This window comes from Oceanobacillus sojae (genome assembly GCF_007991515.1).
GTDB classification, from domain to species: Bacteria; Bacillota; Bacilli; order Bacillales; family Amphibacillaceae; genus Oceanobacillus; species Oceanobacillus sojae.
Map to the genome: position 1 here is coordinate 1 of NZ_BJYM01000012.1, position 17,455 is coordinate 17,455.

Sequence of the window (17,455 nt, forward strand, 5' to 3'; positions counted from 1 at the left end):
ATTATAAACGAACTTTTATATACTATCACATCTCTTAAATCAATGCAATAAATTTTTAAAAGTTAATTTTCCAATCAATCTCTCAACCACCTGTGCAATCAATCGACTTTTAATACTATAGCATGTCCTTATCATTGATGCAAGGGGAAATCCTCAAAAAAATATAATCAAACTATTCTTTCAAAAAAGACTCCCCTTTCTATTATTGATAGTTATTTCAATTCAGAAATTTAAACTTTTAGCCTCATAAATTATAAAGTAAAAATCACCTGAACTTCCAGCATCAAACCTTTGTTCGCTATTGAAGTAAAATTAAGCTGCAAATACCTGCATGCTATCTTTCACCCATTAAATATAATAGTCTATTTCTTTTAAGCTTTTTCTTTCTTCTATAGAAGAGTCAATAAATCCAATAAAATAGCCATGGTAAGATAATGACCTTCTACTAAAATCGCTCATATCATATGAACTACGTAAAAATTATCACAAATGTTTTTGGCGGCACGGGTACTTCCCCATCTAAAACATTTCCAATTACTCAGTTTATCAAAACTGTTACTCCTTCTCCGCTTCCTTAAAACTCTTAATTCCTTTCATTGTACTTTTTAAACACATACTTCTATAGAGGTAAATTAAGCCATAAAATAATAACACCACTACTTGTTATTGAATAGTACTGAACAAAATGCTATAGTAAAATGAATCAGCTTATTACCTAACCTATAAAGAGGGTGACTTTAGTGTCTGCACAATTAAAAAAAGGGGTTCTTGAACTCTGTGTATTAGTATTGCTTGATAAACAAGATTTCTATGGATATGAGTTGATTAAACGTATTACGGATAAAATCGAAATATCGGAAGGATCTGTCTATCCAGTATTACGCCGAATATTGAAACAGGGGTACTGCACAACTTACCTTAGAGAGTCCACAGAAGGACCGAGCAGAAAATATTATCATTTAACAAATGAAGGGCAAGATTACCTCCTGGAACTTAAAGAAGAATACGAGAAATTCACGCGAGGCGTTGATTCATTAATGAAGGAGGAGAATAATGAATAAATTAGATTTTTTAGAAGAACTTCGCTACTACTTAAGAAACTTATCATCACAAGATCAAAAAGAGATTACTCAAGACTTTGAAGAGCATTTTGAAATGGGGCGGGCAGAAGGAAAAACAGATGAAGAGATTGTTCGTTCGCTGGGTTCTCCCCAACAGATTGCGAAAGACCTGCAGTCCACACAACAATATGAAAAAGTGCCGGTAAATCATTCTGAACAAAACCAATTTCCCAGAATAGGTATAATCATTGGACTCTTTTTCTTCAATCTTATTATTATCCTCGGCCCTTCTATCGGTATTGCCGGGACGATTTTGGGCATATGGGTTATTGCTTTTTCTTTTGTTGCACAACTTTTTATAGCAGGTGTTCAATGGATTATCCATCCTGAATCATTTTATCTATTTGAACTATTTTCCTCCATTACACTGGCAGGATCAGGATTATTAATCTTTATCGTAATCAATTATGTTACAAATGCAGCTATCCGCATATTTTCTAGGTATATTGCTTTCAATGTACGTTTGGTAAAAGGAGAGGATCGAGCATGATAAATGGAAAACGAATTATCATTTTAGCAATATTCCTGCTTCTTATCGGAATTATTGGCATGGTTGCTACTTTTTCATCTTACAAGCAGTCTGCTTTCTATGAAGAATCCGAATCTATTCCTATCAATGCTAATGAAATAAATGAAATTGAAGTGGATGCTGAAAATACAGAAATACATCTTCAAGCAGCTAACAGCGAAGAACCCAGGGCAGAATATACTGCAACAGGAAAAAAGATTAAAGATCAAGAGATCCTTACTTCAGTTGATGGAGATAAATTAACAATTCAAATCGAAGAAACCTCCTTCTCTTTCTTCGATTTAGATTTTTTGTTTCGTTCCAAAGCTACATTAAAAATTTTTGTGCCTGAGGATACAATAGATAAAATAAAAGTGAAGACAACGAATACAAAAATTGCTGCAGTTCATCTGCAAGTTGATGAACTGCAGCTCCATACAAGTAATGGCCGAATTGAAGGTGAAGATATAGAAACTTCTTTATTCAATCTGCAATCATCCAACGGAAAAATTGAATTGGATAATATACAAGGAGATACAAATGTTAGAACTTCAAATGGAAAAATCACCTTAGAAAATATTATTGGCGAAGTGAAAGCAAATACAAATAACGCAAAGCTGACCTTGGATTCTATACAAGGAAATGTAAATGTAGAAACGACAAATGGGAAGGTTGATTTACAGAATATTTCCGGGGAAATTACAGCAAAAACGAATAATGCAGCAGTATCCATTGCGGCAAAAGGATTTGATTATCCAATGAATTTAGAAACAAGTAATGGAAAAATCACTATTATTTCTAATAAAAAGCCTGAAAATGCAACCTTTGATTTACGTACAAATAACGGAACCATTCGCGTATTTGATTCTAAGGATTGGGATATCACTTACGGAAATGGGGAGACATTGATTAAAGCTCATACAAGTAACGGTGGAATTACGATTGAATAGACAAAAGATGATTTGATCTGCTGCTCTAAAAAACCTCTAATCTGTGTAAAAAATTTAATAACAGATTAGAGGTTTTTTATAAACATTTATCCGACCAGCCTCTCCTGTACAGCAGACTCTATAAGTTGTGAAGGCATGTCTTTCCCCGGCAAACATTAACTGTATCAATTTCTCATTTTAGGGTCCAAAATATCCCGTAACCCGTCACCAATCAAATTAAATCCTAATACAACAAGCATGATAGAAAGTCCCGGCATAAGCAATGTCCATGGAGCCAGCTGAATAAATTCCCTGGAACTAGCAAGCATTTGTCCCCATTCTGGTGTTGGAGGCTGTGCCCCAAGCCCAAGAAATCCAAGTGCAGCTGCTTCTAGTATGGCAGTCCCAAAGCCAAGCGTGGACTGAACAATAATTGGCGTAATACTATTGGGTAAAATATGCCGGAAGATAATCCGGCCATTTTTCATTCCCTGCGCCCTGGCGGCCATAATATATTCTTCTTCCCGCAAGCTAATGACTCTGGATCGAACAATCCTTCCAAAGATCGGGATATTAATTATTGCAATTGCAATGAGTGCATTCTGCAAGGAAGCCCCAAGAATCGCAACAATTGCAATAGCTAGTAAAATACTTGGAAAAGCCAGAAGTATATCAAATACCCTGGAGATAATCATATCGACCCAGCGTCCAAAATAGCCTGCGATAATCCCAAGCAATGTCCCGAATACCAAAGCACCTGTAACAGCAAAAAAACCAACCTGCAACGAGACTCTTGCTCCATAAGCTATTCTGGTAAATATATCTCTTCCTAAATCGTCAGTTCCCATCCAATGCTCACCAGAAGGAGGCTGGAGGCGATTGGCCAGATTTTGTTCTTGAAATGAATATGATGTAAGAAGCGGTGCAACAAGTCCAAGTATAAGGAAGAAAATAATAATAATCAGGCCGGCCACAGCAAAACGATTTTTTCTCAAGCGCCGAAAGGTATCTCTCCAGGAAGATATCGCCTCTAACTGCTCCTCATCTGCCGGCTCTTCTCTATTTATGGGGTTCGTTAGTGGCTGCTCAGTGTCTTTCGGTTTTCTCTCATGTCGTTTCATCACAGCTCCCCCTTAATAATTAATCCTTGGATCAATGATTTTATATAGAATATCTACAACAAGATTGATAATAACAAAAATAAATGCAACAACTAAAATGCCAGACTGAATAACTGGATAATCCCGATAATTTATTGCTTCAAATACATATCTTCCTATCCCCGGCCAGCTAAAAATTGTTTCAGTTAAAATGGCACCGCCTAATAAGACTCCTGCCTGCAGACCGATAACAGTCAACACCGGAATCATTGCATTTTTTAATGCATGTTTGTATATAATAAGAAATTGCCCTGAACCTTTTGCACGTACTGTACGAATATAATCTGATTTCATAACCTCCAGCATACTAGACCTTGTCATTCTGGCAATAATAGCCATTGGAATTGTACCCAATGCAATACTTGGAAGAACTAAATGCTTCAGTATCGTACCTGTTCTGGAAAAGTCCAAATGAATCAGTGAATCAAGTACATAAAAATAAGTAATCGGCGCCATCGGATCTCTGTTGTCCTGCCTGCCATATGCCGGAAACCATCCAAGCTCCTGAGCAAAAATCCATTGTTCCATCAACGCCAGCCAAAAAACAGGTATGGAAACACCAATTAAAGCAAAAAGCATCGCAAGAAAGTCGAACCAGGAATTTTGCTTCCAGGCACTGATAATTCCTGCATTAACACCTATAAATACTGCAAAAAGCATCGCAAAAATCGTTAATTCAAACGTAGCAGCAATATAAGGCCAAATTTCAGCAGATATTTCTGCATTGGAACGCAAGGAAGTTCCCAGATCCCCTTGCAGCAGATCTTTTACATATAATCCATATTGATTCAGATAAGGTTCATTGAGCCCCATACTTTCTTCCAGATTTTCTATTGCTGTTTGATTGGCAGTTTCTCCCAAGATGACTTGGGCCGGATTTCCAGGTATCAAATGAACAATGGAAAAGGTGATTAATGTCATACCAATCAGAACGGGAACCATCATCAATAATCGTCGGATAATATAGGAAACCATGATTTCACCTCTATTCTACTTTACGTAGTTTTAGTTCTTTCCGAGAGTAAAGAAATGGAGGCCCCTTACTAAAAGTCCTGCATCCCTCCTCTTGAAGAATCAAAGAAATCATTATTGCACTTATCAGCTGATTTTTAAGAGAAGGATAGATTTCCAGTAGAAAAAGGGACTCCTTTATTTATTTCTATTAATTAGTCAACCAGTTCTACTTCTGCTAAAGATTCGCTTGTCGATGGATGCGGTACATAGTTTTCTACAGCATTTGTTGTCGCAAGCACCGGTCTGGAATGTACTAAAGGAACCATTGGCGCATCGTCTGCAATAATTTCCTGCGCCTGCTGATAAAAAGAAGCCCGCTCATCCTGGTCTATAGATAATTTCGCTTGGTTTAAAAGCCCATCCACTTCATCATTGGCATAAAATTCCCTGTTACTGCTTCCTACATTATCACCATGCAATAAGCTGCTAAGGAAGTAATCAGGATCCCCGTTCGTTCCTGACCAGCCGAGCATATACATTTGATGATCCCCGTTCATCGTTTTTTCCAAATACGGAGCCCATTCTTCTCTGACAATCGTAACTGTTATACCAATTTGCTCAAGATTATTCTGGATAATCTCTGAGACTGTTTCTGGATCTGGCATGTATGGTCTTGCTACAGGCATGGTCCATAATTCGATTTCCAAACCTTCTTCATAGCCAGCTTCTGCCAATAATTCACTAGCTTTTTCCGGATCATACTCCAGACTCTCTACTTCATCGTTATAACCCATATAACTAGGAGGAAGCGGAACAGAAGCAGGTGTCGCATATCCAGCATATAATGCATTTGCAATAGCTTCTTTATCAATGGCATGACTGACTGCATGCCTTAAATCCTTATTATCGAACGGCTCTTTTTGGACATTAAATCCTACATATCCAATATTATTTTCCTCCCGTTCATACAGTTCCAGACCTTCCTCCGCTTCTACACTTGCTGCATCATCAGGATTTAACCCATCCATAATATCAATTTCTCCAGACCGGAGAGCAATCAGGCGGGCAGCATTGTCCGGAATTACTTCAAATACAACTCGATCTAATTTAGGAAGTCCGTCCTTACGATAATCCTCAAATTTATCCAGTACAATAGAGTCGTCTTTGCTCCAGCTGACAAATTTAAACGGTCCTGTTCCAACAGGATTTTCATTAATTGCGGCACCATATTCCTCTAATGCGGCAGGTGAAGTAATCGGGAAATAGGTCATAGCCATATTTTGCAGGAAAAACCCTAAAGGTTGACTCAATATAAATTCGATTTCATGATCATTGACTACATTAATCTCTTCAATGACATGATTCTCATCCCCCTTAAATCCTCCAAACATCGTTCCATACATGGAATAAACATAGCCATCATCCGCAAAGGCATATGCATGTTCAGGATCTGCCCAGCGTTCAAAGTTAATCTTTACAGCTTCTGCATTAAAATCAGTTCCATCATGGAAGGTGACACCTTCTTCCAAATAGAAGGTATAACTTAACCCATCATCAGCAACCTCCCAGTCATGGGCAAGTCCCGGCATAATCTCAAAGGAATCCTTGTCAAACTCCAAAAGACTTTCATAAATTTGCTTTGTAATACGAGAGGATTCTCCATCCGTTGTACTCGCCGGATCAAGACTTTCCGAATCCCCTCCTCGAGCAAATATCAACACCTGATCTCCTTCTGCACCTTCAGCTTCTGTTCCTTCGTCGCCCTCTGCAGCCGGATCTTCATTTTCTGCGGTATCCTCTCCTTTTTGTCCGCCATCTCCTGTACATGCAGCCAGCACCAATAAAACAGCAAACAGCAGTGCAATAAAAAGTGAATATTTCAACCTCATTCCTATTCCCCCTCATTTTTAGTTTATAAAAATAATATTCTGTCAGCCTGCTTATCCATATAAATGACAGGCAACAAAATGATTATCTTCCACAGATTTAAATTCAGGTCTTACTTCCTTGCAAATATCTGAAGCGTAAGGACATCTTGTATGAAAGGCGCAGCCAGATGGAGGATTAGCAGGACTTGGCACATCCCCCTTCAAAATAATCCTATCTCTCCGCAAATCAGGGTCTGGCAGCGGGACAGCGGAAAGCAAGGCCTGCGTATAAGGATGTTTTGGATTATCATAGAGGCTGTCTTTATTTGTCAGCTCAACCATTCTTCCTAAATACATCACACCGATTCGATCACTAATGTGCTTAACCACACTTAGGTCATGTGCAATAAAGATATACGTTAAATTAAATTCATCCTTCAATTTTTCCATTAAATTAAGTATTTGCGATTGAATAGATACATCCAATGCGGAAACCGGCTCGTCACATATAACTAATTTGGGATTATTGGCAAGTGCCCGGGCAATTCCAATCCGCTGTCTCTGACCTCCGCTGAATTGATGTGGATATCTTTTTGCATGATAAGGACTGAGACCAACAACCTCTAATAGCTCCCGGATTCTTTCAATCCGTTCTTTAGCAGATTTCATACCATGCACTAACAACGGTTCACCAATTATTTTTTCTACTGTATGTCTGGGGTTCAGAGAAGCATAGGGGTCCTGAAATATAATTTGCATATCTCTTCTCAATTTACGCATTTCATTATTATTTAAATTCGTAATATCTTTATCGTTAAATACAACTTTGCCTTCTGTGGGTTCCACCAGGCGCAAAATAGACTTTCCGGTAGTAGATTTACCACACCCTGATTCACCTACAATCCCCAGAATCTCTCCTTCCATGACTGAAAATGATACATCGTCTACCGCCTTTACCTCACCGACTTTTATTCCGAGTGGTCCACCTTTGATATCATAATATTTCTTCAGACCCTCAACTTTCAATATCGGATTTTGCATGTTTTTTTACCTCCCCTTCGTTGTTATCATGTAAAAAGCACCTACTTTTTCGATTATCTTCCAAAGAGTAAAGCTCTGGAGCTTCATGAAAACAGCGTTCAAAGGCAAATTCGCATCTTGGAGCAAAATTGCATCCAATCCCTCCTGTTTTCGGTTTCGGAACTATCCCGGGTATGGAATACAGTTTTTGCTCTCTTTCATGAATCTTAGGTAACGACTTAATCAATCCTTGAGAATAAGGATGCTGTGGATTTTTTAATATTTCTCTGGTTGTCCCCTGTTCTACTACCTGCCCGGCGTACATGACAACAACCCTGTCACATATCTCTGCAACTACTCCCAAATCATGTGTAATCAGCAAGATAGCCGTATTTTCTTTTTTATTTAAATTCCGCATTAAATCCAATATTTGTGCCTGGATTGTAACATCCAGTGCCGTGGTTGGTTCATCTGCAATCAATAACTCTGGATCACAGGACATCGCCATCGCAATCATGACTCTTTGTCTCATACCGCCCGAAAGCTGATGCGGGTATTCATCCACGATCGCATCAGCTCTGGGGATTCCAACAAGTTTCAACATCTTAATTGCTTTTTGCCTTGATTCTTTTTTCGTTATTTTTTGATGAATACGAATTGCTTCGATCAGCTGATTTCCAATGGTAAACAACGGGTTTAGCGATGTCATCGGCTCTTGGAATATCATTGATATTTCATTTCCCCGTAATTTTTTCATCCGCTTTTCAGAAGATCTTACAAGATTTTCTCCCTTGAAATTTATTTCACCACTCACAATTCTTCCCGGCGGGCTGGGAATGAGCTGCATAATGGAAAGAGAAGTAACACTTTTTCCACTTCCTGATTCTCCAACAATACCTACTACCTCTCCTTTGTGTACCTTAATGCTTACACCATTTGCTGCAGGTATTTCTCCATTATCAGTAAAAAAATGTGTATGTAACTCTTTTAATTCCAAGACTATCTCTGACATTCATACTCCCCCTGTTTTATTCTTTGAATTAATAAATTCTAAGAAAAGTAATAATAGCTGATCTTAAAATCCACGCCACAGTACATAACATTCTAAATTTTTAATCAATAAATATTATGAATCTATTTAACAAAAGTTGTCCTAAGTTATAATATGGAAGATATACTTAAACATTCGTATATTGCTATTTTTTTCATCTAAATATATATTTTCGGAATAATCATTATTATTTAAAATTAATTTTCATACATAAAAAAAGCTGCCCCTGGCAATCAGGAACAGCCTTTTAAAATTTCATCATAGATAAACGTTCGTAAAACTCTAATAGAAGCAAACTTCATTTTATCCTTTTACAAGAAAAGAATCATAGATAGCACAAACATAAACACAACACCTGATATCATCGGTACAGAAGTACGCTTAATAATATGAATTGGATTTAATTTTAACGTTCCAGCTACAATTAAGATAACAGCAGCTACAGGGGATACGGCCCGGAATAAGTTCCCTGCCATTCCCATTGGAACACTGATAGCAATTGGGCTGATACCTGCTGCCTCGGCAAGTGGTACAACCAGCGGAACCATTGCAAAGAATAAGGCAATGCCGCTCCCGCTCAACAGGACTATTAACGCTGTGACAGCTACTAAAATAAGCGGCAGAATAAATCCGTTTCCTTCGCCATGTGTGCTTTGCATTGTTTCCTGCAATGTGTCAATCAAACCAATCGATTGTAAACCTGCAACAAAGACAGAAGCAGCAACCAGTAATGCTACAACTGGGAGCATATTACCCATTCCTGTAAAGAATTTCTCTGTGCTCGCAAAGACCTCTTTCGCCTTACGATGACGAATCAATTCACAGACAATTGCCAGGATAAATGAAATTAACACAGCAATTTCTACATTAACAGCTATCGTAGCTGAGGTTGTCATTTCAACAATAAAAGAAACGAGTAAAATAATAATCGGAAATACTGGAAGAATCGAATAAACTGTTTTATAAAGTTTACTACCCTCTACCTTTTCAATATCTTTTAATTCCACCTGTTCCTCTGACTCCGCTGCCGTCATTTTTTTATCCATTCGTTTTTGCCAGAAATAGTGAACTAACGCGATAAATAAAATGGTAGGAATCGATACAAGCGCGTGATAGCTAAATACATATTGTGTTACTGTCATATCATTAAACATAGGATATTTAGCAAGTTCCTCTGCAATAGCAACGTTATCACTGCCCAGCGGTGTCGGTACGATCGTTGCTGAGGTGGCAATAACAGCACCAATACTTAATGTAGACATCCCCGCTTGTTTTAATACAGGATACAAGGTTGCAAGAAGCAGAATTGCTAAAGTCGACGCACTTGGAATAACCAAAGATAAAACGTTTCCAAGCAAAAATGTAAGTGGAACTAGAAAATAAACCGATTTTACTTTATTAATAGGTTTTGTCAATACTTGAACGGTTAAATCATTTGCACCAATGGAAGACATATAAGCGGTATATCCTCCAAGAATAAGAATAATTAATCCAGCTGAGCTCAGTGTTGCTTTGAACTGTTCAACAATTACCTGTAATGGATCGAGCAGGGCTGAGCCGGTAGACTGAAAGTCCTGAAATACAATATCTTTTCCCATTGCTAAACTAATCAAAAGCAGAACAATTCCCATTAAAAATAAGGCAATTTTAATATCCATTTTCTTGATCAGCATATAGACAATAACGACAACAGCTAAAATAGCGGAACCGTACATAATAAGATTATCTAACATGATGTCTTCCCTCCGAAGAATGGTTAATGCTTAATTACATTTTTGAATGCTTTCCATAAACCATTTTTTAAATTCTTTCGCATCAATATCAACACAAACGTTTACATTTGGCGTTTTATTCATTTTTCCTTTTAAATCAACAACGGTTGTTCCTTTTGTTAAAGCACCATCTAATTCAACATCGACATAGGAATGTGCTACTTCAAACAGCTCCGGTTTTAGCAAATAAGCAACTGCACAGCTGTCATACATTTTCAAACCATGATTGAAGCTTCCACCCCGGTATTTTTTAAACAAATGATAAATCATATTTCCTGTCTTATTCATATCTTTTAAAACTTCGCTGTCTTCCGGATAAACAAGTGCTTTTAGACCAACATCCAATCCAGCCATAGCAATAGGGACACCGCTTGCAAAAACGATTTTAGCAGCTTCTGGATCTGCATAAATATTAAATTCAGCCATTACCGAGGAATTCCCTCTGCCTGTTGATCCTCCCATCATGACAATTTCCTTAATGTTCTGCTTCACTTCCGGATAAGTTCTAAATAACAATGCAATATTTGTTAATGGACCAATCGGTACAAGTGTCACTGGTTCATCGCTTGTTAGAATCTCTCTCTTCATCGCAGTTACAGCATGTTCATCTAAAAGAAGGCTTTCATCTGCTTCTTCAAAATCATAACCATCCATGCCTGTCTCTCCATGAATATCACTGGCATCAACTGGATCAACGATTAATGGTATTGCAGCACCTTTGGCAATAGGAACCTGCTTATCAAAGAATTTCATTAATCGGAGCATGTTATACGTAACTTTTTCTAAGCTGACGTTTCCATTTACCGTTGTAATTAAGCGGACATCGAGTTCTTCACTGTATAAAGCAATTCCCAGCGCAACTGCATCATCAATTCCTGGATCTGTATCAATAATAACTGGTTTCTTATTCATGACAATTCCTCCAATATTTTTCTATGTTGAATTTTGTTCAATGCTTTAAAAATATTTTTTTATAATAAGCAGGACATCTTCTCTCCCGGCTTAACAGATGCCTGCATCTTTCTTCTGTATAATTACTGTTCTTACCTGAGAGAAAACCTTGCTGCTTTATTGACTCTTTATTCTTTTGATAACCTCTGCTCTTGTCGGCATTCCTTCCTGAGCTCCCATTTTCTCTACAGCTAAAGAGGCTGCGGCATTCGCAAATTCAATTGCTTTCTCTATATCTTTTTCTTTTGCATATTCCGTTACAAAGGCTCCGTTAAAGGTATCTCCTGCTCCAGTAGTATCCTTTACCTTTGCCTGAAAAGAAGAAATTGTCTTCTCTTCCCCATCCGGTAAGGTGAAGGCAACACCGTGCTCTCCTTTTGTCTCTATAATCTTCTTTTTTATAGATAAAGTATCTATGGATTGCTTCATTGCCGAATGCTCTGATTCATTCGGTGTAATAAACGTTGCTTTTTCTACAACTTTCTTCATAACCTTGTTATATGGGGCCGGATTAATAACAACAGGAATACCATGCTTATATGCAAGTTCTACCGTATATTCAATCGTTTCCATCGGTATCTCAAATTGCATTAATATGATATCGCAGGAAAGAATAATTTCCTGTTTATCTTTCACCATTTCCGGTGTTACATATTTATTTGCGCCTGGAGCAACAATAATTCGATTATCACCATCAGAAAGAATAATGGTTGCTACACCTGTTGATTCATGAGAAACGGTTATAATTGCTTCATCATTAGCGCCTTCATTACGAAATCTTTCTTTCAGGCTTTTTCCGAATGCATCATCACCAACAGCTCCAACCATGACAACCTCAGCTCCCAGTCTGGCTGCTGCAATTGCCTGATTTGCTCCCTTACCGCCGGGGTAAGTTGTAAACGACTCACCAAGAACCGTTTCACCCTGTTCAGGCACTTTATCCGTTGTTGTTACCATATCCATATTGATACTTCCGACAACACAGACTCTTGGATTTTTTTTCATACAATTCATTCCCTTACTTTGTTGATTGTCTTTTGATTAATTGAACAGTGTATTGTTCAGAAGTAACTTCCTTCTGCTTATTTTCCATCCGGTCAATAATTATTTCAGCAGCCCGCTGTCCAATTTCATAAATGGGCTGCCCCATCGTTGTCAGTGCCGGTGTTGTAATTTTCCCTAATTCAATTCCATCAAATCCAATAACAGATAAATCTTCTGGAACACGCAGGTTCAAAGCTTCAGCAGCCTTTAAGACGCCCACCCCCATTAAATCATTCGCAGCAAAAATGCCATCAATTTCAGGGTGTTTTTTTATTAATTCCTTTACTGCCTGATAGGCGCCCTCAAAGGTATATTCTCCCGAGGTAATAAAATCTTCTGAAAACCAATTCTCTTGTTCCACTGCTTCCAAATAACCTTTTTTACGTTCTACTGCACTTGTTGTATCTTCCGGACCACTTATATGTGCAATCCTTTTACAGCCTGACTCCTGCAGATGCCTTACTGCTTCTATTGCACCTGTCCGGTTATTCACCGTAACAGAAATCATATCCACAATTTCCCTGTCTAAAGCAACAATTGGAACGTTTACTTTATTTAGCGTTTCTAAAGGAATAGAGCTTGAAACCATTACCACACCGCCAATTGTTTTTTGCAGAAGGGCATACAGATATTTCATTTCCTTTTCCCGGTTGTTGTCTGTATTACAAAGAATAAAAGTATAACCCGACTTATTTGCAGTATCCTCTACCGCCCGAGCCAGCTCAGGAAAGAAGGGGTTCATAATATCCGGTACAAATAATGCAATCATTTTAGACGTCCCCTTAAAAAGAGTCCTGGCTACATCATTTGGCCGATAATCTAATTCTTTAATTGCAGCTTCTACTTTTTCTTTTGTTTTTTCATTGATATATCCATTTTTATTCATCACACGGGAAACAGTAGCAACAGATACGCCGGCAAGCTTTGCAACCTCTCGGATAGTCGCCATAACATTCCTCCTTCTATTATTTATGTAACCCGTTACATACAATTATAAATTTAAAACGGATTTATGTAACCCGTTACACAATATTGTAAAACGATTTCATTTCATTGTCAATGATTTTTCTTTTTAATATTTTATGAAGTATATACATCCATTACAGCTAATTTCTTACCGCTTCGCACAGATAACAAAGCTATCCAATGATTTTGCTTCCTCTTGCTGATGATTCATTAAATGATAATAAATATTTATAAGAGATTGATATGCTTCTCCATTTTGATCAAAATCAGTCCGGATATCATTTGCTTCGTTGATTTCCCAGCCTCCATCCTGAAGGTATGCCGCATCAATAATGGTCTCCCTGGTTATTTGAAATCCTGTGTTCTCCAGAATTCCTTTCACTTGTCTTTTTCCAAACAGGCATTGAATATTTCCACCATTTCCGATTTGACTGCTGTGAAGTGCTAATAATGATGCCGCTAAAAAATGTGCCCGTTGCCCGCTTCTTGTATAATCCAAATCCCATTCTGCAAAGCAGATTTGATTCGCTATCTCCTTTACTTTATCAATATAATCAATAAGAGTCTGTTCATTTTCAAAGTACCAGGAAGCATGCGATAAAACGACTGCGTCAAAGGCAAAGGCTGTTTCTTCCTCGAAGGCTAAAAAGTCCGTTTCAAAATGAAAAGAAATTCTATCCCCAAGTGAAGTTCGCATTATTCGATTGGCCGCCTCTTCCAAAGTTAATGGCGCTCCATACTCCTTACTTGCGATATCAATGGCTGTTACTCTTCCGCTTTCCCCGACAGCATCTGCAAGTACCAACGTTGTGTCCCCTTGCCCGCATCCTATTTCCAGCACATGCATCCCCTCTTTAATATCAAAAGCTTCCACTAGATGGATCCGGTGAGCCAATTGGATTTCCTGGATTGGATCATTTTTGTATATATCGTATTTTTCAATGATTTTCCTTGCTTTTTTTAAATTATTTTCTTTCAATGATATACTCCTCCAGTCTTTTATTATTAGAAAAGGATGAACTAAAATAATGTCCACCCTCTTACTCATTGTATATTCTATCCGATTCCTTTGGTACAGGCTGTTTCGATCCAGCCTGCAGCCGCAGGAAATAAAATATCCCGGTAATAATCAGCACGCCGCCTATCATCTCTACATGAGTAAGCATCTCATGTAAAAGAATAACAGCCAGGATAGATGCACCAACCGGTTCTCCCAATGTACTCATAGAAACTGTTGTTGTATTTACATAGTTTAACAGCAAGTTAAAAATAATATGTGCCCCGGTCGGGAAAATAGCTAGCATGATAAAGACCAGCCAATCATTTGAAGTATAACCTGTAAAAGCTATTCCGCCAATAAGATTAAACACAGCAACCGTAATCCCTGCTACCAGAAATACTAAAAAGCTGTATACCCAGTGATTAATTGATTTTACATTTCGTTGACCAATCATTAAATAAAGTACCACAGAAACAACAGCCAGGAAGGATAAAATATTTCCCAGCAAAGCTGAACTGCCGCTGCCTAAGCTGCCTCCCCCAACAACAACGACACCTATAAAAGCAATTCCCATTGCTATTACAATACGTATATCTAATTTTTCTTTAAAGAAAATCAGACCTCCAATTAAAGCAATTGCAGGCTGTAGCGCTAAAATCAAAGTAGAGCTTGCCACTGACGTATGATTTAACGACTCGAACCATAATCCAAAATGGCCAGCCAGAAAAATTCCGGCAAATACAATGGCTATCCACTCTTTTCTATTTATCTTTAAAAATGATTTTCGATATTTAAAAACCATAGGAAAAATTAATACGCATGCTAAAAACATCCGATACATTACCATGATGGTAGAAGGTGCATCCGATAATTTCACAAGTATTGCCGATAAGGATATGCAGATAATTGTGATAACTAATAGTAGATTAATGGTTCCCTGTTTCAATTATTACCCCTCCTCTGAGATTGCGTTCTGTTTTGTTAAGAAGAGGTCAAGCATTTCTATTTCAAAATCACCTCTTACATTAATAATATAAATAAGATCATTACCAAATAATAATAGCATGCTGAATGCATTTTTGACATCTATTCAATTCATAAAAGAGTCCATCCTTCCATTCTCTCCTTAGTAAAGCAATTAAATTTTACAAACAGACAAACTATGGTAAATTCTAATTGAAAATAATTGAGACCAAAGGAGAAATTATGCCAAATTTAAAAGATCAAGTCGTACTAATAACCGGAGCAAATCGCGGACAAGGGAAAGGTATTGCTAAACACTTCGCTTCACTCGGTGCAAAAGTTGCAGTAGGAGCCAGAAGTTTTGAGGATGCTGAAGCACTCTCCGCAGAAATCGGAAAGAATCAAAGTCTTCCTGTCCAATTGGATGTGACAAACGAAGCTGATTGGACTGCTGCTGTCCAATCTATTATCGAAGCTTATAATAAAATAGATGTACTTATTAATAATGCCGGTATTTTCATTAAAAAACCTTTGTTAGATACATCTGTGGAAGATTTTCAACAGTTAATCAATGTGAATCAGCTCGGTGTTTTTATGGGAATAAAGGCAGTCGCACCTTACATGGAAAAACAGCAAAAAGGGTCTATTGTTAATAATGTATCCATCTCTGCTTTTGCGCCAATCAACGACGCAGCTGCTTATGCAGCATCAAAAGCAGCTGTTTCCAACCTTTCTAAATCTGCTGCAATCGAATTAGGTCCAAAAGGGATTAGAGTGAATTCTATCCATCCAGGTGTTATTCAAACAAATATGGTGAGCGGCAGTAATCTGAATATCAATGAAGCTGATGCCATTCCATTAAGGAGACTGGGCCAAGCTAATGATATAGCTCAAGTAGCTGCTTTTCTTGCTTCTGACGAGAGTGCTTATTGTAACGGCGCAGAAATTGTGGTGGACGGCGGGCTTACTTTAGGTACGGATGTTTAATTAGAAGCTTATATATTTTCCATCATGCAAGAAAATAGAGAGGCTGATAAATCACCTCTCTATTTCAAGTCTCTAAATGGGATAGATAATTATTAAAAGAGGATATGCTTATTCTGAATTTCATTCAAGACTTTTTAAAAATAAAAAACCACTACCGCTTCAGGTACTGGTTGGAGAATATAGCAGATCTATTCTGAACCCGCTAAATAGATATTTCATGTGCTACTAATATCCCATAGAATGTCTTTCTTTCTGTTCTAACACTTGCTAAAATTTTATTAAGATCTAAAGCTGTCTTCTAAATTATAAGTCAGCCTGATAGTATACAAAAGTGAGATGCTTCCCTTCATAAGTAGTTTCTTCTCTGCTTATTTCTTCAAAACCCCTTTTTTTCAATACTTTTTGAGAAGCTATATTATCAGCAGTTGTCTGCGCTTTGATTTCCTTCAATTTCAGCATCTTTGCTTCTTTTTTAAGAAGCTCTAATGCCTGTCCTGCGACTCCTTTTCCTGTATAAGCTTCTCCTACTCTATATCCTAAAAAACCGCTCTTCAAAGAATAATCAATATCTGTTAAATTTATTCTTCCTAAAATTTCTCCATTGGTATCTTTAATTAAATAAAAATAAGATTGCTTATCAGCTTGTTCTTTCAGTAATTCTTTAAGCCTGTCACGAAAATAATCCTTTTGATAATAATCATCGCCCCGGGAAGGAACAAATTTTTCAAAGTAATTTCTGTTATTTGATTCAAATGCATACAGCTTATCCTCATCCTCCATTTGCAGCGAAGCAATATGTATCATCAAAACAGCATCCTCTCTCTATGTGCCACACCAATATATATGACCACGGGATTTTTTATATATTATTTCACAAGAGCAGATTCCTGTCGATAGGATTTAAAATTTTTATTTTAAACATAATAAAAGCAGCCGGATTAAGAAGCACTGTAAAAACGAACAGCACTGCTCCGGCCGCTTCAAATTAATCAATTACTCTGTGGTTTTCATCTACCTGCAGCTTTTCCGTCTTTTCTACAGCGGCAACAAACCCGTCACCATGACAAACGGTACATGTATAGTGCCACTGTTCGTCGTCCATTAATAACCCAGTCCCGTCACAAGCTTTACAGGCGTGTTTCTGAGATCCCATAGCTGACT

17 protein-coding genes are annotated in these 17,455 nt (G+C 37.6%); 4 read left to right on the forward strand and 13 right to left on the reverse strand.

Annotated elements, in window-relative coordinates:
* Positions 1-740: 740 nt before the first annotated feature.
* From OSO01_RS14075 to OSO01_RS14085, 3 genes are read left to right on the forward strand one after another with little or no spacing between them, the layout of a single operon-like run.
* Entirely contained in the window at positions 741-1,061 is a 321-nt protein-coding gene (locus tag OSO01_RS14075) for a PadR family transcriptional regulator (RefSeq protein WP_147211083.1), read from the forward strand.
* The gene (locus OSO01_RS14080) at positions 1,054-1,611 is read left to right on the forward strand and encodes a DUF1700 domain-containing protein (protein ID WP_147211084.1); all 558 of its coding nucleotides are present in this window, start codon (positions 1,054-1,056) and stop codon (positions 1,609-1,611) included. Before OSO01_RS14075 ends, OSO01_RS14080 begins: the two co-directional genes overlap by 8 nt.
* Positions 1,608-2,579 (forward strand): DUF4097 family beta strand repeat-containing protein, encoded by a 972-nt coding sequence (locus OSO01_RS14085; protein ID WP_147211085.1) that lies wholly within the window; start codon positions 1,608-1,610, stop codon positions 2,577-2,579. The genes OSO01_RS14080 and OSO01_RS14085 overlap by 4 nt, the downstream gene beginning before the upstream one ends.
* Positions 2,580-2,743: 164 nt before the next feature.
* On the opposite strand, the gene nikC is transcribed toward OSO01_RS14085, so the two are convergent.
* From nikC to OSO01_RS14140, 11 genes are all read right to left on the reverse strand, one after another.
* A complete protein-coding gene (gene nikC / locus OSO01_RS14090; RefSeq protein ID WP_147211086.1) occupies positions 2,744-3,679 on the reverse strand; it encodes a nickel transporter permease in 936 nt (311 codons plus the stop codon).
* 12 nt (positions 3,680-3,691) lie between these two features.
* Entirely contained in the window at positions 3,692-4,693 is a 1,002-nt protein-coding gene (locus OSO01_RS14095) for an ABC transporter permease (protein ID WP_147211087.1), read from the reverse strand.
* Between the two features lie 191 nt (positions 4,694-4,884).
* Positions 4,885-6,561 carry an ABC transporter substrate-binding protein gene (locus tag OSO01_RS14100; RefSeq protein WP_147211088.1) on the reverse strand — a complete coding sequence of 559 codons (1,677 nt, stop codon included), beginning with the start codon at positions 6,559-6,561 and terminating at the stop codon, positions 4,885-4,887.
* A 51-nt stretch (positions 6,562-6,612) separates the two neighbouring features.
* A complete protein-coding gene (locus OSO01_RS14105) occupies positions 6,613-7,581 on the reverse strand; it encodes an ABC transporter ATP-binding protein (protein ID WP_147211089.1) in 969 nt (322 codons plus the stop codon).
* Positions 7,556-8,572 (reverse strand): ABC transporter ATP-binding protein, encoded by a 1,017-nt coding sequence (locus tag OSO01_RS14110; RefSeq protein ID WP_147211090.1) that lies wholly within the window; start codon positions 8,570-8,572, stop codon positions 7,556-7,558. The genes OSO01_RS14105 and OSO01_RS14110 overlap by 26 nt, the downstream gene beginning before the upstream one ends.
* A gap of 350 nt (positions 8,573-8,922) precedes the next feature.
* The gene (gene dcuC, locus OSO01_RS14115) at positions 8,923-10,344 is read right to left on the reverse strand and encodes a C4-dicarboxylate transporter DcuC (protein WP_147211091.1); all 1,422 of its coding nucleotides are present in this window, start codon (positions 10,342-10,344) and stop codon (positions 8,923-8,925) included.
* Positions 10,345-10,374: 30 nt separating this feature from the next.
* Entirely contained in the window at positions 10,375-11,295 is a 921-nt protein-coding gene (gene rihC / locus OSO01_RS14120) for a ribonucleoside hydrolase RihC (RefSeq protein ID WP_147211092.1), read from the reverse strand.
* 156 nt (positions 11,296-11,451) lie between these two features.
* Positions 11,452-12,339 carry a ribokinase gene (gene rbsK / locus OSO01_RS14125; protein ID WP_147211093.1) on the reverse strand — a complete coding sequence of 296 codons (888 nt, stop codon included), beginning with the start codon at positions 12,337-12,339 and terminating at the stop codon, positions 11,452-11,454.
* Positions 12,340-12,352: 13 nt separating this feature from the next.
* Positions 12,353-13,327: a LacI family DNA-binding transcriptional regulator gene (locus OSO01_RS14130; RefSeq protein ID WP_147211094.1), complete on the reverse strand. Its 975-nt coding sequence runs from the start codon at positions 13,325-13,327 to the stop codon at positions 12,353-12,355.
* 165 nt (positions 13,328-13,492) lie between these two features.
* Positions 13,493-14,323 carry an SAM-dependent methyltransferase gene (locus OSO01_RS14135; RefSeq protein WP_246145170.1) on the reverse strand — a complete coding sequence of 277 codons (831 nt, stop codon included), beginning with the start codon at positions 14,321-14,323 and terminating at the stop codon, positions 13,493-13,495.
* A 61-nt stretch (positions 14,324-14,384) separates the two neighbouring features.
* On the reverse strand, positions 14,385-15,290 hold the full coding sequence (locus OSO01_RS14140; protein ID WP_147211096.1) for a DMT family transporter: 906 nt from the start codon (positions 15,288-15,290) through the stop codon (positions 14,385-14,387).
* Between the two features lie 260 nt (positions 15,291-15,550).
* Here OSO01_RS14140 and OSO01_RS14145 point away from each other — a divergent pair, with 260 nt between their 5' ends.
* Positions 15,551-16,294 (forward strand): SDR family NAD(P)-dependent oxidoreductase, encoded by a 744-nt coding sequence (locus OSO01_RS14145; protein WP_147211097.1) that lies wholly within the window; start codon positions 15,551-15,553, stop codon positions 16,292-16,294.
* 303 nt (positions 16,295-16,597) lie between these two features.
* Here the strand turns inward: OSO01_RS14145 and OSO01_RS14150 are convergent, their stop codons facing one another.
* Entirely contained in the window at positions 16,598-17,098 is a 501-nt protein-coding gene (locus tag OSO01_RS14150) for a GNAT family N-acetyltransferase (RefSeq protein WP_147211098.1), read from the reverse strand.
* A gap of 181 nt (positions 17,099-17,279) precedes the next feature.
* A complete protein-coding gene (locus OSO01_RS23410; protein WP_175637143.1) occupies positions 17,280-17,447 on the reverse strand; it encodes a hypothetical protein in 168 nt (55 codons plus the stop codon).
* Positions 17,448-17,455: the final 8 nt, after the last annotated feature.

What these genes read in the sequence shown, in the direction of transcription:
- OSO01_RS14080 (WP_147211084.1), top strand. Translation starts at nt 1,054, where the DNA reads ATGAATAAATTAGATTTTTTAGAAGAACTTCGCTACTACTTAAGAAAC.
- OSO01_RS14085 (WP_147211085.1), top strand. Translation starts at nt 1,608, where the DNA reads ATGATAAATGGAAAACGAATTATCATTTTAGCAATATTCCTGCTTCTT.
- nikC (WP_147211086.1), bottom strand. Translation starts at nt 3,679, where the DNA reads ATGAAACGACATGAGAGAAAACCGAAAGACACTGAGCAGCCACTAACG.
- OSO01_RS14095 (WP_147211087.1), bottom strand. Translation starts at nt 4,693, where the DNA reads ATGGTTTCCTATATTATCCGACGATTATTGATGATGGTTCCCGTTCTG.
- OSO01_RS14100 (WP_147211088.1), bottom strand. Translation starts at nt 6,561, where the DNA reads ATGAGGTTGAAATATTCACTTTTTATTGCACTGCTGTTTGCTGTTTTA.
- OSO01_RS14105 (WP_147211089.1), bottom strand. Translation starts at nt 7,581, where the DNA reads ATGCAAAATCCGATATTGAAAGTTGAGGGTCTGAAGAAATATTATGAT.
- OSO01_RS14110 (WP_147211090.1), bottom strand. Translation starts at nt 8,572, where the DNA reads ATGTCAGAGATAGTCTTGGAATTAAAAGAGTTACATACACATTTTTTT.
- dcuC (WP_147211091.1), bottom strand. Translation starts at nt 10,344, where the DNA reads ATGTTAGATAATCTTATTATGTACGGTTCCGCTATTTTAGCTGTTGTC.
- rihC (WP_147211092.1), bottom strand. Translation starts at nt 11,295, where the DNA reads ATGAATAAGAAACCAGTTATTATTGATACAGATCCAGGAATTGATGAT.
- rbsK (WP_147211093.1), bottom strand. Translation starts at nt 12,339, where the DNA reads ATGAAAAAAAATCCAAGAGTCTGTGTTGTCGGAAGTATCAATATGGAT.
- OSO01_RS14130 (WP_147211094.1), bottom strand. Translation starts at nt 13,327, where the DNA reads ATGGCGACTATCCGAGAGGTTGCAAAGCTTGCCGGCGTATCTGTTGCT.
- OSO01_RS14145 (WP_147211097.1), top strand. Translation starts at nt 15,551, where the DNA reads ATGCCAAATTTAAAAGATCAAGTCGTACTAATAACCGGAGCAAATCGC.
- OSO01_RS14150 (WP_147211098.1), bottom strand. Translation starts at nt 17,098, where the DNA reads ATGATACATATTGCTTCGCTGCAAATGGAGGATGAGGATAAGCTGTAT.
- OSO01_RS23410 (WP_175637143.1), bottom strand. Translation starts at nt 17,447, where the DNA reads ATGGGATCTCAGAAACACGCCTGTAAAGCTTGTGACGGGACTGGGTTA.